Raw genomic sequence first — 21,693 nt, forward strand, 5'->3', positions numbered from 1 at the left:
AAACGTCTGCAAGATGGACAATCATCCTTCCTGCAGGCGCCTTCACAAGATACCTGCGCATACTTTCAAAGATCCGGGGAAGTGGCCTCAGCGCCGTTCCCGTATGCCGCGAAGTTTCCTTCGTAGCGAGCCGCCCATTATGCCAGACTTTTTCAGTCCGTCAACACCTTCGTTCGATTATTTCGTTCGACGGTGGTGGGCGCCCTGGTGTCGCTGAAGCCCCTTGGTGGCGACCCCTGCGACGGGGGAGGAGAAGTATGTCCCCATTCCCATCATTTGTGAAGGGGGTGTGGCGATTTTTTTCACCGGATGTTGCATCTGTTCATGCGCCGCGCTGCGGCAGGAACCCGTGAAGAGCAGCCGAGCGTGGGCTTGGCTCTACAAGAGCAGAAGGAAGGGCCGGCTGGCGCCGGCCCTTCCTTCTTCTCAGCCAGCAACCAGGCGCACGCGGGCGAAGGTGCGCTTGCCGACCTGCAGCAGGCCTTCGAAGCCCGGCTGCAGCACCTGCTGGCCGTCTTCAACCACTTCACCGTCCACCTTCACCGCGCGCTCCTTGAGCTTGCGGTTGGCTTCGGAGTTGCTCGGGGTCAGGCCGGCCGCCGTCAGCAACGCGGCAATACGCAGGCCTTCGGCCGGGATCGCCACATCCTGCAGCGGCAACTGGGTGATGTCGCCCTGCCCGGTCACCGCCGCTTCCCAGCCGGCAATCGCCTGCTCTGCCGCCACGGCGTCGTGGAAACGGGTCGCCAGCTCACGCGCCAGGCGCAGCTTGACCACGCGCGGGTTCAGGTCGCCATTGGTCACCTGCTCGCGCAGCTGCACGGCCTCCGCCTGGCTGATGTCGAAGGACAGCAGCTCGATCCAGCGCCACATCAGGGTGTCGTCCACCTTCATGGTCTTGGTGACGATGTCGATGGCCGGCTCGCTGATACCAATGTAGTTGCCCAGCGACTTGGACATCTTGTTGACGCCGTCCAGGCCCTCCAGCAGCGGCATGGTCAGCACCACCTGCGGCTTCTGGCCATGGTGTTCCTGCAGGCCACGGCCCATCAGCAGGTTGAACTTCTGGTCGGTACCGCCCAGCTCGACGTCGGCCTCCAGGGCCACCGAGTCGTAGCCCTGCACCAGCGGGTACAGGAACTCATGGATGGCGATGGACTGCTGGGCGGCATAGCGCTTGGCGAAGTCGTCGCGCTCGAGCATGCGTGCCACGGTGTGCTGCCCGGCCAGGCGGATCATGTCGGCCGCGCCCATCTTGCCGAACCACTCCGAGTTGAAGCGGACTTCGGTACGGCTGCGGTCCAGCACCTTGAACACCTGTTCCTCATAGGTACGGGCGTTGGCCAGCACGTCATCGCGGCTGAGCGGCTTGCGGGTGAGGCTCTTGCCCGAGGGATCGCCGATCATGCCGGTGAAGTCGCCGATCAGGAAAATGACCTGGTGGCCAAGGTCCTGGAACTGGCGCATCTTGTTCAGCAGCACTGTGTGGCCCAGGTGCAGGTCGGGCGCAGTGGGGTCGAAGCCGGCCTTGATCCGCAGCGGGCGGCCTTCCTGCAGGCGCGCGCGCAGATCCTCGAGCTTGAGGATCTCGTCGGCACCGCGGCCGATCAGGGCAAGGGCTTCTTCAATCGAGGACACGTGACTACTCCCGGCAACGCCGATTCTTGTGTGGGGTGTTAAAGCAAAGTTAACCCGATTGGCTTCACAAAAGCCAATGGGCACAAGGGTTTGACGCGGTTTTCTCAGGTGTCTATGGTAACCGCCGATCAGGCCCGCGCTCCCGGGCCGCCAGGAAAAGACCGCCGATGCACAATTCCGAACAAGGGCGCGCACGCAAGCAGCGCTTCCAGGAACGCCTTCACGTCCTGCACGACAACGCCCTGCATCGGAAGCTCAGGCAACACCTTCCCGCCGCCTTCAATGAGCGCTGGACCCGCCGCCATTGGATGCACGCCAGCCTGTTTGCGACCATCGGCGCCCTGGTGGCGACGATCGTCCCCGGTTTCTCGCACACCATTGATGCGCCTTACGCGGACAGCCACACCAGCCTGGCGCTGCCGCTGCCGCCGTTGACCATGGCCCGCCAGCAGCAGGTGCCGGGCGACAGCTGGCAGGTGCTGCGCATCCAGCGCGGCCAGACCCTGAGCGACCTGTTCGACAAAGCCGGCATTCCGGCCAGCACCCTGCACCGGGTGCTGGAGCACCCCGGTGCGCGCGAGGCGCTGACCAAGCTGCGCCCGGGCGCCGAGATCGCCTTCGACATGCCGCTGTCCGGCGACCTGCGCAGCATCCGCTTCGATCGCGACGCCGACAACCGGGTGGAACTGAGCCTGACCGGCGATGACATCAAGGAGAAGGTGACGCGGCGCGAGACCTCCACGCGTACCGTGGTCACCAGCGGCGAGATCACCAGTTCGCTGTATGCCGCGGCCCGCCGGGCCGGGCTGTCGCCGTCGGCGATCGCGACGATGACCGACGACATCTTCAAGTACGACATCGACTTCTCCAAGGACCTGCAGCCGGGCGACCGCTTCAGCGTGGTGATGGACGAGACCTGGCGCGAAGGCGAGAAGGTGGACACCAGCAAGATCCTGGCGGCGACCTTCACCACCGGGGGCAAGACCTATTCCGGCTTCCGCTTCGACCGCAACGGCAAGTCCGAGTACTACGACATCAACGGCCGTTCGTTGAAGAAGAGCTTCATCCGCATGCCGATCCCGTTCGCGCGGCTGAGCTCGACCTTCGGCGCACGCAAGCACCCGGTGCTGGGCAAGATGCGCATGCACAAGGGCGTGGACTACGCCGCGCGCACCGGCACCCCGATCATGGCCGCCGGCGACGCCCGCGTGCAGTTCGCCGGCGTGCAGCGCGGCTACGGCAACGTGGTGATCCTCGACCACGGTCGCGGCCACACCACCCTGTACGGCCACATGTCGCGCTTTGCGAACATCAAGACCGGCCAGCGCGTGGCCCAGGGCACGGTGATCGGCTACGTCGGCTCGACCGGCCTGGCCACCGGCCCGCACCTGCACTACGAATTCCGCGTCAACGGCGAGCACCGCAACCCGCTGACCGTGACCATGCCGCCGCCGGAGCCGCTGAAGGGCGCCGAGCTGGTCGCCTTCCGCGCGCAGACCGCGCCGGCGATGGCCCGCATCCAGGGCATGGAGAAGCTGATCTACGCCGATGCCAGCCCGGCACCGACCAGCCGCGACGAGGCCGCCGCCGAGGTGGCCAGCGCCAAGGACAAGCAGTCGACCGGCCGCAAGCGCGGCTGAGCGCGCTGCGTTGACGAACAAGGACGCGGCAGCCCAAGCTTGCCGCGTCCTTTTTTATGCCCGCCATGAACACCACTGCCGACGCTGACGCCCCCCTGTACCTTGGCCTGATGTCGGGCACCAGCGCCGACGGCATCGACGCTGCGCTGGTGCAGTTTCCCGCGGGCGGTGGCTGCCGCTTCGTGCACGGCCTGACCGCCCGCTGGGAACCGGTGCTGCGCGCGCGGCTGGTGGCGCTGGGCGAAGGTGGCCCGTTGGATTCGCTGGAGGAGCTGGGCGAACTGGACGCGCGGATTGCGATCAACTTCGCCGAGGCTGCCAACCAGCTGCTGGCCGAAGCCGGCGTGGATCGCAGCCAGGTGCGCGCGATCGGCTCGCACGGCCAGACCGTGCGCCACCGCCCGCTGGCCGATCCGGCGTTCACCGTGCAGCTGGGCGACGGCAACCGCATCGCCGAGCTGACCGGAATCACCACGGTGTCCGACTTCCGTCGCCGCGACGTGGCGGCCGGGGGACATGGCGCGCCGCTGATGCCGGCCTTCCACCTGGGCATGCTGGGCGCCGCCGACGAGGACCGTGCCGTGCTCAACCTGGGCGGTATCGCCAACCTGACCCTGATCCCGCGCGAAGGCGCGGTGCGCGGCTTCGATACCGGCCCGGCCAACGCGCTGATGGATGCCTGGTGCCAGCGCCACACCGGCCGTACCTTCGATGCCGATGGCGCGTATGCCGCCAGTGGCGCGGTGGACGAGGGCCTGCTGGCCGGCTGGCGTTCGGACCCGTGGTTCGCGCTGCCGCCGCCGAAGAGCACCGGGCGCGAGCAGTTCCACCTGGCCTGGGCCGAGGCGCACATGGGGGAAGGCGAATATGCCGCTGCCGATGTGCAGGCCACCCTGCTGGAGCTGACCGCGACGACCGTGACCGACGCGCTGCTGGCGCAGCAGCCGCAGACCCGGCGCCTGCTGGTCTGTGGCGGCGGCGTGCGCAACCGGCAGCTGATGAAGCGGCTGGCGGCGCGGCTGCCGGAGGTGCAGGTGGAGTCCAGCGCGCTGCACGGGCTGGACCCGGAGTACGTGGAGGCGATGGGCTTTGCCTGGCTGGCGCAGCGGACGATGGACGGGCTGGCCGGCAACCTGCCGAGCGTGACCGGGGCGACGGGGCCGCGGATCCTGGGGGCAATCCACCTGGCGTGAGGTGGCGCCATCCACGCAGGGCGTGGATTCACCGGGCAGCCGAGCGTGGGCTCGGCTCTACCTCTACAAAGCCGCTAATCGAAGCCCTGCCCTGCGGGCAAGGCCTGCAAGGCGGCGATCGCATCGGAGAGGGCGTCCACTTCGGGATCGCCGAAACCGGAGCGGACCTCCAGTTCACTGCTGAACAGGCCCTGCTCCAACAAGGCGGCGCAGGTCTGTTCATGGGTCCAGCCGCGGGCGACCGCGACACGTCTGATACGTTCCAGCAGCAGCGGGTCCAGGTCCCGCAGCACAACGTCGGCCATGCTCACTTCCCCGTTCGCAAGGCACCGCCCCCTCGGCGCGTCGGGGGCGATGATCCCGCAGTCCGGGCGGGCAGGCAATCAGGCGACCGGTGGCGGCCCGCGGTCGGCGATCCGCGGCCACAGCCAGGCCAGCAGCAGCAGGGTCGGCACCACAGTGACCGAGCTGAGGATGAAGAACGTGCTGTAGGACGTCGCCTCAACGATGTATCCGGAGACACCGCCGATGAACTTGCCCGGCAGGTTGGCCAGCGATACCAGCAATGCGTACTGCGTGGCGGTGAAGTTGCGGTCGGTCAGCGACGACATGAAGGCCACCAGCACGGTGCCGGCGAACCCCTGGAACAGGTTGTCGGCACTGAGCGCGGCATAGAACGCCCACAGCTTGCCTGGGTTGTGCGCCATCAGCAGGAAGGCGAGGTTGGACATCGCCACGCCCAGTGCGGCCACCAGCAGCATGCGCCGGAAGCCGAATGCGGCCACCGCAATACCCCCCAGGAACGCACCGCCGATCCCCATCCATACGCCGAACAGCTTGGACACGGTGGCGATGTCGGCCTTGTCGAACCCCGAATCGAGATAGAACGGCCCGGCCATCACGCCGATCACCTGATCGGGGAACTTGAACAGGCCGACGAAGGCCAGCAGCACCAATGCCAACGCCACGCCATTACGGCTGAAGAAGCTGGAGATGGGCTGGACGAAGGCTTCGGCGATATCGATGCGACGCTGCACCGCCGTGGCCGGGCGCTCCGGCTCGGCGCACAGCAGGGTAGTGACGATCGGCAGCAGCATCAGCGCGGCCATCGCCAGGTAGGCGACGATCCAGCCTTCGAACTGCGCCAGGTACAGCGCGCCGGCACCGGCCAGGATCAGGCCGATCCGGTAGCCCAGCGTATAGGTGGCCGCCAGCGCGGCCTGCGCGGTCTGCGGAGCGATCTCGATACGGTAGGCATCGACCGCCGAGTCCTGGGTGGCGCCAGCGAACGACGCCACCAGCACCCACATCACCAGTGGCCAGACGCCCTCTTCCGGCCGCACGAAGGCCAGTGCGACCAGGCCGACCAGCACCAGCACCTGCGATACCAGCAGCCACGAACGGCGGCGGCCGAGCGCGCCCAGCAGCGGAAATGCATAGCGGTCCAGCAGCGGCGCCCACAGGAACTTGAGCAGGTAGAAGAAGCTGGCCAGGCTGATCAGGCCGATGCTGCCCAGGTCCAGGCCGACGTCGCGCAGGCGCGTGGACAGCGTCTGCGAAGCGATCAGCAGGAACGGCAGGCCACTGCCGAAGCCAAGCATGGCCATGGTCAGCGCCGACGGGGTACCGAAGGCGCGCTTGATGCCTGCCCAGCCCTTGTAGCTGACCGGTGTGGCGGCCTCGGTCACAGGTCGTAGTCCACGGTGAACGGGGCGTGGTCGGAGAAGCGCTCGTCGCGGTAGATCGAACAGCTACGCAGTTTGTCGCGCAGGCCCGGCGTGATGAACTGGTAGTCGATGCGCCAACCGACGTTGTTGGCGCGGGCGGCGCCGCGGTTGCTCCACCAGGTGTAGTCCTCGCCGGTGGGATTGAGCAGGCGGTAGGCATCGGCCCAACCGCGGCCGGCGGCGACATCGGTGGCCTGGCCGTGGTCGGCGCAGAGGGCGTTGAGCCAGTCGCGTTCCTCCGGCAGGCAGCCGGAATTCTTCTGGTTGGACTTCCAGTTCTTGATGTCCAGCGCCGAACGCACGATGTTCCAGTCGCCGCACAGCACGTAGTCGCGGCCGCTGCGCGCCCACTCCTCCAGGATCGGGCGCAGCCATTCCATCACTTCGAACTTGAAGCCCTGGCGCAGGTCACCCGAGCTGCCGGAGGGAATATAGAAGGAGACCACGCTGAGATTGCCGTAGCGCGCCTCGATGTAGCGGCCTTCGTCGTCGAACGGGGCCCAGCCCAGCGAGGTGATGACCTGGTCCGGCTCGCGCCTGCTGTAGATCGCCACGCCGCTGTAGCCCTTCTTGGTGATGGCGTCGCGGTAGAAGCAGTGATGGCCATCCGGACGGAACATCGGGTCGGTCAGCTGGTCTTCCTGGGCCTTGGTTTCCTGGATGCACAGGACGTCGGCGTCCTGGGCCCGGAACCAGTCCAGGAAGCCCTTGGTCGCGGCGGAACGGATGCCATTGGCGTTGAAACTGATGATGCGCATGCGGGGACCTGCGGCGGGAAACCGGGCAAGCATACCGGTTGCCCGTGGGGCTGCGCAGTCCGCCAGGCAACGCCGCGACAGGCTTCACGCGGGGCCGGACGAGCGCGAAACGCCCAGCTGGATTAGGATTTGTGCTCCAAATGAAGATGAATCGAGTTTTGATGAGCGACCACCGCCACCGTTTCCTGCAGCTGGCCCTGACCGCCGACGCCCTGCGCTTCGGCCAGTTCACCCTCAAGTCCGGCCGGCTGAGCCCCTATTTCTTCAACGCCGGCCGTTTCGACTCCGGTTCGCTGCTGTCCCAGCTCGGCGCCTGCTATGCCGATGCCATCGATGCCAGCGGGATCAAGTACGACGTGGTGTTCGGCCCGGCCTACAAGGGCATCCCGCTGGCCACCGCGATGGCCTGCGAGCTGGCCCAGCGCGGCCGCGACCTGCCGCTGTCATTCAACCGCAAGGAAGCCAAGGACCACGGCGAAGGTGGCCAGCTGATCGGCGCTGACATGAATGCCAAGCGCGTGCTGATCGTCGACGACGTGATCACCGCCGGTACCGCGATCCGCGAAGCGCTGGGCATCATCCGCGCTGCCGGCGGCACCCCGGCCGGCATCGTGGTAGCCCTGGACCGCCAGGAGATCGCCTCGGAAACCGACCGCCGCTCGGCGGCGCAGTCGGTGGCCGAAGAGGCCGGGATTCCGGTGATCGCCGTGGCGTCGCTGGCCGATCTGCTTGATTTCGCCTCCGGCAACCCGGAACTTGTGGGTTACCGCCAGCCGCTGGAAGCCTACCGGGCCCAGTACGGCGTCCGTTCGATCCGCTGACCGACCCAGGGGAAAGGTCATGTCCCGAGTTCCTGCCGTTCTCTTTGCCGGCCTGCTGCTGGCCGTGCCGTCCACCGTGCCGGCGCAGTCGCGCGACGGCGGCAAAGTGGAAAAGAAGCTGTACTGCTGGAACGAGGGCAAGGAGCGGATCTGCAGCGATTCGCTGCCAGCCGATGCGGTCAATCACGCCCGCGAGGAGTTCAACGCGAAGAGCGGCCTGCGCAATGCGCAGGTCCAGCGCGCGTTGACCGACGAAGAGCGCGCCGCGGCCAGCACCCAGGCGCAGCAGCAGCAGCTGGACCTGATGGCCGAGCAGACCCGCCAGCGTACCGAGCAGGCGATGCTGTCCACCTATGGCAGCGAGGAGGACCTGCGCCGGGTGTTTGCCGAGCGCCAGGAAGTGCTGGACAACAACCTCAAGACCGCCGAGTACAACGTCACCAGCCTGCGCGAATCACTGGTGGCGCTGCTGTCGGCCGCCGGTGACCGAGAACTGGCCGGTGGCAAGGTCGCCGACAAGCAGGCCGAGGCGATCCGTCAGCGGCACGTGCAGTTGCAGGCGCAGCAGCGCCTGCAGGCCGGGTTCCTGCAGCAGCAGCAGGCGCTGAAGGCGGAAATTGAAAGCACCCTGCAGCGTTATCGCGAGCTGAAGGGCGTGGCGCCAGCAAGCCAGGCACCGTGATTCGCTTGTAGAGTCGAGCCCATGCTCGGCTCCGCGTGACCTTGGGAAAGAGCAGCCCAGCATGGGCCCGGCTCTACAGTAGGCGGCGCCTGGTTACGGCTTGGCCCACGGAATTTATGCACTCTTTACGCGTCGGCACGGTCCGGCGCGTAGTGCGTTTATGGGCGGCAGGACGACGATGACGGCCTGAGGTGGAGGGGTTCCACCAGGACGCTATTGCAATGTCCCCCTGGCTGTCGTTGTTGTGTGGCGTGCTGGTGCTGGTCGCCGCCGCCTATCTCCTTTATGTCGTGCTGCGGCCCGAGTCGTTCTGAGCGGAGCCTGCCATGACCGAGATGCTTGTGATTATTGCCGCCAGCCTGTTGCTGGCGTGGCCGCTGGGCCTGTACCTGGCGCGGGTGATGCGCGGCACGCCGATGAGGGCCGACGTGCTGTTCAACTGGATCGAGAAGCCGCTGTACAAGGTGTTCGGCGTCGATCCCTCGCGCGCGATGTCCTGGCGCGGCTACGTGCTGGCCTTCGTGCTGAGCAACGCGGTGGTCGCCGTACTGACCCAGGCGGTGTTCATGACCCAGGCCTGGTTGCCGTTGAACCCGGACCAGATCCCGAACATGCGCTGGGACACCGCGCTGCACACGATGATCTCGTTCCTGACCAACACCAACCAGCAGCACTATTCGGGCCAGGCGCAGCTGTCCTACCTCTCGCAGATGACCGGCATCACCGGCCTGCAGGTGGTGACACCGATGATGGGCCTGGCGCTGGCGGTGGCCACGCTGCGCGCGTTGTTCTCGCGTGCGCCGCAGGCTGCGGCGGCCACCAGCACCGGCGATGACCGCCAGGTGGCGGTGGGCAACTACTACGTGGACGTGGTGCGCCTGTGCGTGCGCTTCCTGTTGCCGCTGTGCCTGGTGTGGACCCTGCTGCTGACCAGCCAGGGCGTGCCGTCGACGATGGCCGGTGGCCCGCAGGCCACGCCGATCGATGCCAGCGCCGGCATGGCCGGACAGAAGCTGCCGCTCGGCCCGGTGGCGGCGATGGTCGCGGCCAAGCAGCTGGGCGCCAACGGTGGCGGCTGGTACGGCCCGAACAGCAGCTTCCCGCTGGAAAACCCGACCCCGCTGTCGAACGCGCTGGAGATCGTCGGCATCCTGCTGGTGCCGATGGCGGTGAACTTCATGATCGGTGCGTTCACCGGCCGGCGCCGGTTCGGCGCCCTGGTGTTCAGCTGCATGCTGGGCATGTCGCTGCTGTCCACCGGCGCGATGATGTGGAGTGAAGGGCACAGTGCCAGCGCCGCCACGCCGCTGCTGATGGAAGGCAAGGAGGTGCGCTTCGGCGCCGACGGCACGGCGCTGTGGGCGGCGGTGACCACCCAGGTCTCCAACGGTTCGGTCAACGGCATGCATGACTCGCTGGCGCCGCTGAGTGGCGGCATCGCGATGGTCAACATGCTGGTCAGCGCGATCTGGGGCGGCATCGGCTGTGGCCTGCAGCAGTTCATCGTGTACCTGCTGCTGGGCGTGTTCCTGGCCGGGTTGATGACTGGACGTACGCCGGAACTGTTCGGCCGCAAGCTGGAGACGCCACAGGTACGCCTGCTGGCCCTGCTGGTGCTGCTGCAGCCGATCACCCTGCTGGTGTTCACCGCGATCACCCTGGCCGTGCCCGGGCTGGCCGCTACCTCCAACCCGGGCTTCCATGGCATCAGCCAGGTGTTCTACGAGTACGTCTCGGCCTACGCCAACAACGGCTCGGGCTTCGAGGGGCTGGGCGACGCCACGCTGTGGTGGAACCTGAGCTGCTCGCTGGTGCTGCTGCTGGGCCGCTTCCCGCTGCTGATCATCCCGCTGGTGGTGGCCGCGCAGCTGGCCGCCAAGCGCCAGGCGCCGGAGTCTGCCGGCAGCCTGCAGATCGAAACCCCGACCTTCGCCCTGACCCTGGTCTCGGTGATCGTCATCCTGACCGTGCTGCAGTTCATGCCGGCGCTGGTACTCGGCCCGATCGCCGACCACCTCAGCCTGGGACTGCACTAAGGACACCCCGATGAGTACCCACGCAAGTTCCACCCGTAGTTCCCTTGCCCCGCGCCCTGCGCTGCTTGATGGCGCCGGCCTGCGCCGTGCGCTGGTCGAAGCAGTACGCAAGCTATCGCCGATGCACCTGGTGCGCAGCCCGGTGATGGCGGTGGTGATGGCCGGCACGATCGTCGCCGCCATCGTCACACTGACCGGCAATGCGCCGCTGGGCTTCGGCCTGGCGGTGACCGCGATCCTGCTGGTGACCGTGTTGTTCGGCAATTTCGCCGAAGCAGTGGCCGAGGCGCGTGGCCGTGGCCAGGCCGCATCGCTGCGCCGCGCTCGCCAGGATCTGGTGGCGCGCCGCCTGGCCGCGCCGCAGCCGGGGGCTGCGGAAACCCAGGTACCTGCCGCCGAGCTGCGCCCGGGCGACCATGTGATCGTCAGTGCCGGTGAGCTGGTGCCGGCCGATGGCGAGATCGTGCAGGGCCTGGCCACCATCAACGAGGCGGCGGTGACCGGCGAATCCGCCCCGGTGCTACGCGAGGCCGGTACCGACCGTTCTGGCGTGATCGGCGGCACCAAAGTACTGTCCGACCAGATCATCGTGCGGGTGACCGCCGAGCCGGGGTACAGCTTCCTGGACCGGATGATCGCGCTGGTGGAGGGTGCCAACCGTCAGAAGACGCCGAACGAGATCGCGCTGACCCTGTTGCTGGCAGCGATGACGCTGACCTTCCTGGTGGTGGTGGCGACGCTGCCGGCGATCGGCGCGGCGGTAGGCGTGCAGGTCGATCCGCTGCTGCTGATCGCGCTGCTGGTATGCCTGATCCCGACCACCATCGGCGGGCTGCTGCCGGCCATCGGCATCGCCGGCATGAACCGTGCGCTGGCTGCCAACGTGCTGGCCAAGTCGGGCAAGGCGGTGGAAGTGGCCGGCGACGTCGACGTGCTGCTGCTGGACAAGACCGGCACCATCACCTACGGCGACCGACAGGCCAGCCACTTCCATCCGTTGGCCGGCATCGACGCCAGCCAGCTGCGTGAAGCGGCGCTGCTGTCCTCGCTGGCCGACCCGACCCCGGAAGGCAAGTCGATCGTACGCCTGGCGCGCGAGCAGGGTTGCGCCACCGCCGAGCCGGACCATGCCGAGTACCTGGCGTTCAGTGCACAGACCCGCATGTCCGGCGTGGACCTGGAACATGGCCGGCAGATCCGCAAGGGTGCCGCCGATGCGATCCGCGCCCACGTACAGGCGCTGGGCGGCAACGTGCCGGCGGAACTGGCCGGTCGCGTCGAGCAGGTGGCGCGCAATGGCGCCACCCCGCTGGTGGTGGCCGAGGGTCGCCACGTGCTGGGCGTGATCGAGCTGTCGGACGTGGTCAAGCACGGCATGCGCGAGAAGTTCGCGCAGCTGCGCGCGATGGGCATCCGCACGGTGATGATCACCGGCGACAACCCGCTGACCGCCGCTGCCATCGCTGCCGAAGCCGGCGTCGATGACTACATCGCCGAGGCCCGCCCGGAGGACAAACTGGCGCGCATCCGCCAGGAGCAGGCCGGTGGACGCCTGGTGGCGATGGTCGGCGACGGCACCAACGACGCTCCCGCGCTGGCCCAGGCGGACATCGGCCTGGCGATGAACTCCGGCACGCAGGCGGCGAAGGAGGCCGGCAACATGGTCGACCTCGATTCGGACCCGGCCAAGCTGCTGGCGGTGGTGGAGGTGGGCAAGCAGCAGCTGATCACCCGTGGCGCGCTGACCACCTTCTCGCTGGCCAACGACGTCTCCAAGTACTTCGCGATCCTGCCGGCGCTGTTTGCCGCTGCGGTTCCGGCCATGGCTGCACTGAACGTGATGCAGCTGTCGAGCCCGCGCAATGCGGTGCTGGCAGCGCTGATCTTCAACGCCCTGGTGATTCCCGCCCTGATTCCGCTCGCCCTGCGTGGCGTGCGCTTCCGCCCGGCCACCGCCACCGCGCTGCTGCGCCGGAACATGCTGGTGTACGGCCTCGGCGGCGTGCTGCTGCCGTTCGCAGCGATCAAGGCGATCGACCTCCTTCTTGTCCTGGTATTCGGCGCATGAACCGTACTGTTTCCACTTCGTCTTCCCTTCCCCGCGAACAGAAAGCCGAGGCCCGCGTGGCGAGCCTGCAGGATGGCGCAAGCTGGCGCCCGGCGATCGGCCTGGGCCTGGCCACCCTGCTGCTGGCCGGCGCGGTCTACGCCGGCATCGCCACCGGCTTCGCCGGCCTGGCCTACCCGACCCAGGCCGAGGGCAGCCTGCTGCGCGACGGCAACGGCCAGGTGCGCGGCTCGGCGTGGCTGGCGCAGCCGTTCACCGGTGATGGCTACTTCCAGGCGCGTCCGTCGGCGGCCAACTACGACCCGATGGCTGCGGCCGGTTCCAACATGGCGCGCAGCAACCCCACGCTGGCCGAGCGCGTCGCCGCCAGCACCGCTGCGGTGGCCGCACGCGAAGGCGTTGCCCCGGCGCAGGTGCCTGCGGACCTGGTCACCCAGTCCGCCGGTGGCCTGGACCCGCAGCTGTCGCCGGCGGCGGCGCAGCTGCAGGTGGCGCGCGTAGCGCGTGCCCGTGGCCTGTCGGTGGAGCGCGTGCAGGCACTGGTGCAGGCGCATACCGAAGGGCGCCAGTGGGGCCTGTTCGGCCAGCCACGGGTGAACGTGGTGACGCTGAACTTCGCGCTGGACCATGCAACCAAGGCACCGTGATGCCGGTCGGCACCGGCTGCGCGCACAATGGCAGCCATGACAGCGGCCCCCATGACTGATGCACGTACCCGCCAGGCCGATGCCCTGGTTGAAGGCCTGCAACGCGAAGCCGGCGGCAAGCTGACCGTGTTCCTCGGTGCGGCGCCGGGCGTGGGCAAGACCTACACCATGCTGACCCGCGCGCAGGAACAGCTGCGCCGCGGCGTCGACCTGGTGGTGGGCCTGGTGGAAACCCATGGACGCACCGATACCCAGGCCCTGCTGGAGGGCCTGCCGCAGCTGCCGCTGAAGGACGTGGCCTATCACGGCCATGCCCTGCAGGAGATGGACCTGGATGCCGTGCTGGCACGGCATCCGGCGTTGGTGCTGGTGGATGAACTGGCCCATCGCAATGCGCCCGGCAGCCGCCATGAGCGGCGCTGGCAGGATGTGATGGAGCTGCTGGACGCCGGCATCGACGTCTGGACCACGGTCAACATCCAGCATCTGGAAAGCCTCAACGACGTGGTGATGCGGATCACCGGCGTGCGCGTCAGCGAGACCGTGCCCGACGGCGTGCTCGACCGCCTGCACGACATCGTGCTGGTCGATCTGCCGCCGCGCGAACTGATCGCTCGCCTGCAGCAGGGCAAGGTCTATGTGCCCGAACAGGCCGCGCAGGCACTGCAGGCGTTCTTCTCACCAGCCAACCTGACCGCGCTGCGCGAACTGGCGATGCAGGAAGCCGCCGACCGCGTCGACAGCAGCCTGCGCGAAACCCGCGCCGCGCGTGGCGAAGGCAATCTGCCCCTGCGTCGCGGCGTTCTGGTGGCCATCGACGGGGGCGGCCAGAGCGAATACCTGGTGCGCGTGGCGCGGCGCATCGCAGAGCGCCGTGACGCGCCGTGGACGGTAGTGACCGTGCAGGGCCGGCGCCAGGACGAGGCGACCCGGCGCGAGATCGATGCGGCCTTTGCGCTGGCAAGGCGGCTGGGCGGCGACGCCGAACTGCTGCATGGATCGAGCATCGCCGATGCCCTGCTCGACCATGCCGCACACAACGGCGTGTCGACCCTGGTGCTGGGCCGGACCCGCGAACGTCCACTGGCACGGATGTTCAACCGCACCCTGACCCAGCAGCTGATCCAGCGTGGCGCGCATTACGAGATCACCATCATCAGCACGCCGCAGGCACGCGCACGCTCGCGCCGCGAGAGCCTGCTGCCGCCAATGCGCGGTATCAGTCATGAACCGGCACAAGCCCTGATCGCTACCGCGCTGGCCTGTGCGGTGGCGTGGCTGGCCGAACACTGGGTGGGCATGGCCGACCTGTCGATGGTGTTCATCGTCGCGGTGGTGCTGGTGGCTGCACGCACGCGCGCCAGCGTGGCGGTGATGGCCGCGATCCTGTGCTTCCTGGCCTACAACTTCCTGTTCATCGCGCCGCGCTTCACCTTCGCCATCGGTGCACGCCAGGGCGTGATCACCGTGTTCCTGTTCCTGGCCGCGGCACTGGTGGCCGGGCGCCTGGCCTCGCGTCTGCGCATGCAGGTGATTGCGCTGCGTGCGGCCAACCGCCATGCGCGTGCGCGCCAGCAGCTGGGCCGTCAGCTGGCCAGCGCGGCCGGCAACGGCGAGGTGGCACAGGCGGGCCGGCATGCGCTGGAGCAGGCCCTGGACGTGCCGGCGTGGCTGCGGATCGGCACCGATACCGCCGCCGGTGGCCGCAACCAGCCTGGCGATACCGACCTGGCTGCCGCCGACTGGGCACTGCGCCACGGCCAGCCCAGTGGGCGCTTCACCGATACCCTGGCCGGTGCGCAATGGTGGTTCCTGCCGTTGCTGGACGGAGAAGACCGTGCGATCGGCGTGGCCGGCCTGTACCTGCCCGGCGCACAGGCGCGCCTGCTGCCCGAACAGCGGCAGCTGGCCGAAGCGATGGTCGATGACATCGCACAGGCCGCGCTGCGTACCCGGCTGGTGGCGGAACTGGAGCAGGCACACGTCAGCAACGAGACCGAGCGGCTGCGCTCGGCGCTGCTCTCCTCGGTGTCGCACGACCTGCGCTCGCCGCTGGCGGCGATGATCGGGTCGGCCGACAGCCTGGCCAGCTACGGTGCAGCGATGGATACCGCTGATCGCCGCGCCCTGCTGGACACCATCCTGGTCGAGGGCGAACGGCTGGACCGCTACATCCAGAACCTGCTGGACATGACCCGGCTCGGCCACGAAGGGCTGAAGATCAACCGCGACTGGATCGGCGTGGACGAGCTGATCGGCTCGGCAGCACGGCGCCTGCAGCGCTACCAGCCAAAGGTGCGGCTGGAGCTGGACATTCCAGCCACGCTGGCACCGATCTGGGTGCACCCGGCGCTGGTCGAACAGGCCGTGTTCAACGTGATGGAGAACGCGGCCAAGTTCTCGCCGCCCGACGCCGCCGTGCAGGTACAGGCGCGCGAGCTGGACGGCCAGCTGCGCATCGACGTGATCGACGCCGGCCCCGGCATTCCCGATGACGAGCGCGCGCGCATCTTCGACATGTTCTACAGCGTCGAGCGTGGCGACCGGGGCCGCCACGGCACCGGCCTGGGCCTGACCATCTGCCAGGGCATGATCGGCGCACATGGCGGCAGCGTGCAGGCGCTGCCCGGACGCGACGGTCGCGGTACCCTGATCCGCATCACCCTGCCCCTGCTCAAGCCAGCCTCCCACGATGAGCCCGACCCCGATTGATGCCAGCGTGCCGGCCGCACGCGTGCTGGTGATCGACGATGAAACCCAGATCCGCCGGTTCCTGGACATCAGCCTGCGCGCGCAGGGCTACCAGGTGCGGCAGGCCGCCACCGGCCAGGAAGGCCTGCAGCTGGCCGCCAGCGAAGACATGGACCTGGTGATCCTGGACATTGGCCTGCCGGACATGGAAGGCCATGAGGTCCTGGAACAGCTGCGCCAGTGGAGCCAGGTGCCGGTGATCATGCTGACCGTGCGCGCCGGCGAAGCCGAGAAGGTGCGCGCACTGGATACCGGCGCCAACGACTATGTGACCAAGCCGTTCGGCACGCAGGAGCTGATGGCGCGCGTGCGGGCGCTGCTGCGCACGCGCAGCGTGCCGACCGATGGCACGCCGCCGGTGTTCGACGATGGCCACCTGCACGTGGACCTGGTGCGTCGCGAAGTCGCCCTGCAGGGTGAACCGGTGGCGTTGACCCGCAAGGAATACGCGCTGCTGTCGCTGCTGCTGCGCAATGCCGGGCGGGTGGTGACCCAGCCGCAGATCCTGCAGGAGATCTGGGGGCCGACCCACCAGCACGACACCCACTACCTGCGCATCCTGGTCGGCAAGCTGCGGCACAAGCTGGGCGATTCGGCGCTGGATTCGCGCTACCTGTTCACCGAGCCGGGCGTGGGGTTGCGGTTCAAGGGGTAGTGCCGGCCGCTGGCCGGCAACTGCAGGGTGTGTGAGGTTCATGGGCTTGCCGGCCAGCGGCCGGCACTACCCATTCTGCTGCAGCTTCCAAAGGGGTCAGAACCCCAGCGGGGTGTCGCCCAGCACTGGTTGCAGCTGGCTGCGGAACAGGGCCTGGATGCGTTCCAGTGCGGCCTCGTCGTTGCCTTCGAACCGCAGCACCAGCACCGGCGTGGTATTGGAGGCACGCACCAGGCCCCAGCCATCGGCGAAGTCCACGCGCAGCCCATCGATGGTCGACATGCGGCCACCCACATACGGGTTGTCCGGCGACTGCGCCGCCGCCACCAGCATCGCCACCAGGGCATGCGGCGTCCCGTCGGCCACCGGTACCTTCAGCTCCGGCGTGGCGACCATTTCCGGCAGTTCGCCCAGCACCTCGTCCGGGGTTTCCTCGCGCTGGGCCAGGATCTCCAGCAATCGCGCAGCGGCGTACAGACCGTCGTCGAAACCGAACCAGCGTTCCTTGAAGAAGAAGTGGCCGCTCATCTCGCCGGCCAGCTCGGCATCGGTCTCGCGCATCTTCGCCTTCATCAGCGAATGCCCGGTCTTCCACATCAGCGGGCTGCCACCGTTGCGCAGCACATGGTCGGACAGCTTGCCGGTGCACTTCACGTCGTAGATCACCATCGCGCCCGGATTGCGCATCAACACATCGGCAGCGAACAGCATCAGCAGGCGATCGGCGTAGATGATCCGGCCTTCGCCGGTCACCACGCCCAGCCGGTCGCCGTCGCCATCGAAGGCCACGCCGAGATCGGCGCCAAAGCGCTTGACCGTCTGCACCAGGTCTTCCAGGTTGGCCGGTTCGCTCGGGTCGGGATGATGGTTGGGGAAGGTGCCGTCGACATCGCAGTACAGCGGAATGACGTCGGCGCCGATCGCTTCCAGCAGCTGCGGCGCCAGCGCACCGGCCACGCCATTGCCGGCATCGGCCACGACCTTCAGCGGGCGGTCCAGCTGCACGTCATCGGCGATGCGCTGGATGTAGTCGGCACTGACATCGCGCTGCTGGTAGTCACCGGGCTCGGCGGCCTGCGCCAGGCGGCCCTCGACGATGCGCTGGTAGAGATCGGTGATGGCATCGCCGGACAGCGTCTCGCCGCCAATGACCACCTTGAAGCCGTTGTACTCGGGCGGATTGTGGCTGCCTGTGACTGCCACGCAGGTGCCGGTACGCAGATGGAAGGCGGCGTAGTACACCAGCGGGGTCGGCGCCAGGCCGATGTCGATCACCGCGCAGCCGGCACGGCGCAGGCCCTCGGCCAGCCCGGCCGTCAGCTCGGGACCGGACAGGCGGCCATCGCGACCGATCACCACCTCGCGCAGGCCCTGCTCCAGTGCCACGGTGCCGATGGCCTGGCCGATCTGCGCCGCGGTCTTCGGTGTCAGTTCACTGCCCACCACGCCGCGGATGTCATAAGCGCGGAAGATGCCGGCGGCCAGCTCCTCGGCCGGCACCGGCGGTGGCGGCGGTGGCGCGGCATCGCCACTGCCGGTCACAGCGGCCACGGGTGGCGGCGCCTGCTGCAGGCTCTCGCTCAGGGTCGGGCCATGGTCGGCCTCGGACGCTGCGGCGCGGCGTGGCAAGGGCAGCGACTTCGGCAGTCGGTCACGTCCCACCACCAGCAACACGGCAATGAACGCCAGCAGCAACGCCACAATGGCGCTGGCCAGCGCGCCCAGGCCCAGCGGACCGGCGTCGACATTCGGTACCGACGCGACCAGTCGCAGCGGCGTGCCTGCAACCGGGCGCGCCAGCGCTTCGGCGCTTTCGGACAGGCCCGCGTCGCCCTGGGTGACCAGATCGAAGCCACCCTGGCGCAGGCCAAGGAAGCCTGCGGACGGCGCACGCACCTGGTCCAGCGGCGAGGTCAGCCGCAGCAGCGGTTGGCGGACATAGATCACGGCCGGCCCCAGGCTGCCCAGCTGCACTGGCGCAGCCAGGCCCAGGCGATTGCTGCCACCATCGCGGACGACGCGCAGGCTGGGTTTGCCCTCAGCCACCGCCGCTTCCAGCAGGGCCAGGCGTGCATACCCGAAGGTGGCCGGATCGGCATAGGCGTTGGCCAGATCGGCCGTCAGCACCTCGACCTGCTCAACCCCGGTCCAGCTCTCGCGCACGGCCAGCGCCGCTGCAGCGGCATCGCCGGCCTGCAGCGCCTGCTGCACGCGATCGTTCTTCAACTGCTGCTGCAGCTGCTGCAACTGGCCAGCAGCGGCCTGCTGCAGGCCCTGCACGGCCTGGTCGCGCGCTTCTTCCAGCGCCTGGCCGTTGGCCTCCTGCCGCCATTGCTGCACCGCGCTCCATCCGAACCAGCCGGCCAGCAGGATCAGCAGCACCCCCAGTAGTGGTGCACTGCGACCCAACGACCGTCCCCGCTGTCCTTCCCCGATGCCGCTCATCGATGTCCCCTGTCAACGCACCCCGGTATGGCCGAATCCACCCGTGCCCCGCACGCTGTCGGTGAAAGTATCCACCACCTGCAGGCTGACGCGGGCAATCGGAACCACCACCAGCTGCGCGATGCGATCGCCGGGCTCGATGGTGAAGGCCTCGCGGCCACGGTTCCAGACGCTGATCAGCAGCGGCCCCTGGTAGTCGGCATCGATCAGGCCGGTGCCATTGCCCAGCACGATGCCGTGCCGATGGCCCAGCCCCGAACGCGGCAGGATCACCGCGCACAGGTTCGGGTCGGCAATGTGGATGGCCAGGCCGCTGGGCACCAGCGCGGTGTCGCCCGGCTGCAGGGTCAGTGCGGTATCCAGCGCCGCGCGCAGGTCCATGCCGGCGCTGGCTTCGGTGGCGTAGGCCGGCAGCGGCCAGCTGTCGCCAAAGCGCGGATCGAGCAGCTTGACCTGCAGCGGCCGGGAAAGGGATGCCTGGGTCATGCCTGGAGTCTCCGCGCGATCAGCGCCAGCAGTTGTTCGGCCAGTTCGCGCTTGGACGTGGCCGGGAATACCTGTTCACCGTCCTGCCAGAAGGCCGTGGCGGCATTGTTGTCGCTCTCGAAACCACCGCCACTGATGCCGACCTGGTTGGCGATCACCAGGTCCAGGCGCTTGTCGATCAGCTTGCCGCGTGCATATTTCTCCACGTCGTGGGTCTCGGCGGCAAAGCCGACCACCAGCTTCAGCGACTGCGTCTGCGCGGCGACTTCGGCCAGGATGTCCGGCGTGCGCACCAGCTCGATCACCAGCGACTGGCTGTCGGCGGTCTTCTTCAGCTTCTGCGCGGCGACCTGGCGCGGGGTGTAGTCGGACACTGCGGCGGCACCGATATAGATGTCGGCGGGCAGCGACTTCAGTACGGCATCGCGCATCTGCGCGGCCGAGCGCACGTCGATGCGCTGCACGCCCGGTGGCGTCGGCAGCTGGACCGGGCCGCTGACCAGCACCACGTGCGCACCCAGCGCGGCGGCGGCAGCGGCCAGGGCAAAGCCCATCTTGCCGCTGCTGCGGTTGCCGACGTAGCGCACCGGATCGATGTCTTCGTAGGTCGGGCCGGCACTGATCAGCAGGCGCAAGCCCTGCAGGGCACGGGTTTCCGGCGCGGCAACCGTCGCAGCGGTACCGCCATTGGCCACCAGCGCGGCCACGATGTCGCCCGGTTCAGCCAGCCGGCCGGGACCGGATTCACCTTCGGCCAGCGGGCCATCGACCGGGCCGATCACCTGCGCACCGCGCTGGCGCAGCAGGGCGATGTTGGCCTGGGTAGCCGGATGCAGCCACATCCGGTGGTTCATTGCCGGGCAGATCGTCAGCGGTGCGGTGCTGGCCAGGCACAGGGTGCTGACCAGGTCATCGGCATGGCCCTGGGCCAGCCGCGCCAGCAGATCGGCGGTACCCGGCGCGACCACGATGCGGTCGGCCCAGCGGGCCAGCTCGATGTGGCCCATGGCCTGCTCGGCGGCGCTGTCCCACAGCGTGGTGCGGGTCGGCTGCCCGGACAGGGCCTGGAAGCTGAGCGGAGTGACGAACTGCTGGGCACCGGCGGTCATCGCCACCTGCACCTGGGCACCGGCATCGCGCAGGCGCCGCACCAGCTCCAGGGCCTTGTAGGCCGCGATCCCGCCTCCGACGCACAACAGCAGTTTCTGGCCTTCCAGCGCGCGGGCCGGCGCGGGGGAAGCGTTGGGGGAGTCAGCCACCTGGAATTCCTGTGCAAACGAGGGCATTAGCTTACCCGATGGTCGGCAATGTCCCGGTACACGGCACACATAGCGGGCGGCTATCAGCAGATGGGACTTGCGCCACAACGCTTCCGGGGTTCAAGACACTGCGATTCGGAACTTTCCTATACCTGTTGGCCGGCCACGTTTGCAGAATCGTCAGTGGCCACCGCAGGTGTGCCGCTTCGCTTTTCGAGGATTCCGCGTGCACCCGCGCATCATCATCGCCGACGACCATCCCGTCGTCCTGCACGGCATCCGCATCGTGCTGCAGACCCATCTGATGGAGGTCGTCGGCAGCGCGCGTGACGGCGCCCAGCTGCTGCAGCTGGTCGAGCACCACGGCTGCGACGCGGTGCTGACCGACCTCTCCATGCCGGGCACCGGCCCGGATGGCCCGGAACTGATCGCTGAGCTGCGCGAACGCCACCCGGGCATGCCCGTGGTGGTGCTTACCGGCGCCCGTCACCCCGGCCTGCTCGATGGCCTGCTGCGTGAAGGTGTCAGTGGCCTGGTCGACAAGTGCGCCGATTTCGGCGAGTTGCCGCAGGCCCTGAACGCGGCCATGGCCGGGCAGGTGTTCGTCTCGCAGCAGCTGCGCGACCACCTGCAGGCGCGCGACCTGATGTTCGCGCGTGAGCCGGCGGCGCTGTCGGCCCGCGAACAGGAAGTGCTGGACCTGTTGGCCGCCGGGCTGAAAGTGAACGCCATCGCCGTCCACTGCGGCCGCAGCCCGAAAACGATCAGCCGGCAGAAGGCCGAAGCCAAGCGCAAGCTGGGGCTGCAGAACAACCAGGAGCTGTTCGCCTATCTGCAGTCGCGACGCGACTGAGGCAACAGCCTACCCGGGCGTGCGTCCTGCCCTG

General features: G+C 68.3%; 18 protein-coding genes. 11 read left to right on the forward strand and 7 right to left on the reverse strand.

Annotated elements, in window-relative coordinates:
- Positions 1-426: 426 nt before the first annotated feature.
- Positions 427-1,638, reverse strand: coding sequence for a tyrosine--tRNA ligase (tyrS, locus tag AC5P8U_RS11870; protein WP_088497597.1), 1,212 nt, complete (start codon positions 1,636-1,638; stop codon positions 427-429).
- A 167-nt stretch (positions 1,639-1,805) separates the two neighbouring features.
- Between tyrS and AC5P8U_RS11875 the strand changes: the two genes are divergently transcribed.
- Together AC5P8U_RS11875 and AC5P8U_RS11880 are read left to right on the forward strand one after the other, a co-directional pair.
- A complete protein-coding gene (locus tag AC5P8U_RS11875; protein WP_180868022.1) occupies positions 1,806-3,278 on the forward strand; it encodes a M23 family metallopeptidase in 1,473 nt (490 codons plus the stop codon).
- A 65-nt stretch (positions 3,279-3,343) separates the two neighbouring features.
- Complete coding sequence (locus tag AC5P8U_RS11880) at positions 3,344-4,471, forward strand: anhydro-N-acetylmuramic acid kinase (RefSeq protein ID WP_334271705.1); 1,128 nt, start codon at positions 3,344-3,346, stop codon at positions 4,469-4,471.
- A gap of 74 nt (positions 4,472-4,545) precedes the next feature.
- On the opposite strand, the gene AC5P8U_RS11885 is transcribed toward AC5P8U_RS11880, so the two are convergent.
- From AC5P8U_RS11885 to AC5P8U_RS11895, 3 genes are all read right to left on the reverse strand, one after another.
- On the reverse strand, positions 4,546-4,776 hold the full coding sequence (locus AC5P8U_RS11885; RefSeq protein ID WP_005420465.1) for a hypothetical protein: 231 nt from the start codon (positions 4,774-4,776) through the stop codon (positions 4,546-4,548).
- A gap of 78 nt (positions 4,777-4,854) precedes the next feature.
- A complete protein-coding gene (locus AC5P8U_RS11890) occupies positions 4,855-6,159 on the reverse strand; it encodes an AmpG family muropeptide MFS transporter (protein ID WP_049413991.1) in 1,305 nt (434 codons plus the stop codon).
- Entirely contained in the window at positions 6,156-6,956 is an 801-nt protein-coding gene (locus AC5P8U_RS11895) for an exodeoxyribonuclease III (protein WP_069140053.1), read from the reverse strand. The genes AC5P8U_RS11890 and AC5P8U_RS11895 overlap by 4 nt, the downstream gene beginning before the upstream one ends.
- Before the next feature lie 161 nt (positions 6,957-7,117).
- On the opposite strand from AC5P8U_RS11895, the gene pyrE reads away from it, so the two are divergent.
- The 8 genes from pyrE to AC5P8U_RS11935 all read left to right on the forward strand — a co-directional run bounded on the left by pyrE (position 7,118) and on the right by AC5P8U_RS11935 (position 16,616).
- Positions 7,118-7,777: an orotate phosphoribosyltransferase gene (gene pyrE / locus AC5P8U_RS11900; protein WP_439426533.1), complete on the forward strand. Its 660-nt coding sequence runs from the start codon at positions 7,118-7,120 to the stop codon at positions 7,775-7,777.
- 19 nt (positions 7,778-7,796) lie between these two features.
- Complete coding sequence (locus tag AC5P8U_RS11905; RefSeq protein ID WP_134972362.1) at positions 7,797-8,459, forward strand: hypothetical protein; 663 nt, start codon at positions 7,797-7,799, stop codon at positions 8,457-8,459.
- Between the two features lie 221 nt (positions 8,460-8,680).
- Positions 8,681-8,773, forward strand: a complete 93-nt coding sequence (locus AC5P8U_RS11910) for a potassium-transporting ATPase subunit F (RefSeq protein WP_005407770.1) — start codon at positions 8,681-8,683, stop codon at positions 8,771-8,773.
- A gap of 12 nt (positions 8,774-8,785) precedes the next feature.
- The gene (gene kdpA, locus AC5P8U_RS11915) at positions 8,786-10,495 is read left to right on the forward strand and encodes a potassium-transporting ATPase subunit KdpA (RefSeq protein WP_495214159.1); all 1,710 of its coding nucleotides are present in this window, start codon (positions 8,786-8,788) and stop codon (positions 10,493-10,495) included.
- A 10-nt stretch (positions 10,496-10,505) separates the two neighbouring features.
- Positions 10,506-12,563, forward strand: coding sequence for a potassium-transporting ATPase subunit KdpB (kdpB, locus tag AC5P8U_RS11920; RefSeq protein WP_227836906.1), 2,058 nt, complete (start codon positions 10,506-10,508; stop codon positions 12,561-12,563).
- Positions 12,560-13,210, forward strand: coding sequence for a potassium-transporting ATPase subunit KdpC (gene kdpC, locus AC5P8U_RS11925; protein ID WP_438915209.1), 651 nt, complete (start codon positions 12,560-12,562; stop codon positions 13,208-13,210). Before kdpB ends, kdpC begins: the two co-directional genes overlap by 4 nt.
- A 51-nt stretch (positions 13,211-13,261) precedes the next feature.
- Complete coding sequence (locus tag AC5P8U_RS11930; protein ID WP_072168700.1) at positions 13,262-15,922, forward strand: ATP-binding protein; 2,661 nt, start codon at positions 13,262-13,264, stop codon at positions 15,920-15,922.
- A complete protein-coding gene (locus tag AC5P8U_RS11935; protein ID WP_005420506.1) occupies positions 15,903-16,616 on the forward strand; it encodes a response regulator transcription factor in 714 nt (237 codons plus the stop codon). The genes AC5P8U_RS11930 and AC5P8U_RS11935 overlap by 20 nt, the downstream gene beginning before the upstream one ends.
- A 96-nt stretch (positions 16,617-16,712) precedes the next feature.
- On the opposite strand, the gene AC5P8U_RS11940 is transcribed toward AC5P8U_RS11935, so the two are convergent.
- From AC5P8U_RS11940 to coaBC, 3 genes are read right to left on the reverse strand one after another with little or no spacing between them, the layout of a single operon-like run.
- Entirely contained in the window at positions 16,713-19,061 is a 2,349-nt protein-coding gene (locus tag AC5P8U_RS11940) for a phosphomannomutase/phosphoglucomutase (RefSeq protein WP_495214160.1), read from the reverse strand.
- A gap of 12 nt (positions 19,062-19,073) precedes the next feature.
- Entirely contained in the window at positions 19,074-19,547 is a 474-nt protein-coding gene (gene dut / locus AC5P8U_RS11945; RefSeq protein WP_061478745.1) for a dUTP diphosphatase, read from the reverse strand.
- On the reverse strand, positions 19,544-20,833 hold the full coding sequence (coaBC, locus tag AC5P8U_RS11950) for a bifunctional phosphopantothenoylcysteine decarboxylase/phosphopantothenate--cysteine ligase CoaBC (protein ID WP_061478746.1): 1,290 nt from the start codon (positions 20,831-20,833) through the stop codon (positions 19,544-19,546). The genes dut and coaBC overlap by 4 nt, the downstream gene beginning before the upstream one ends.
- A 199-nt stretch (positions 20,834-21,032) precedes the next feature.
- Here coaBC and AC5P8U_RS11955 point away from each other — a divergent pair, with 199 nt between their 5' ends.
- On the forward strand, positions 21,033-21,659 hold the full coding sequence (locus AC5P8U_RS11955; RefSeq protein WP_072168702.1) for a response regulator: 627 nt from the start codon (positions 21,033-21,035) through the stop codon (positions 21,657-21,659).
- Positions 21,660-21,693: the final 34 nt, after the last annotated feature.

This window comes from Stenotrophomonas sp. YJH_SMC_81 (assembly GCF_059370875.1).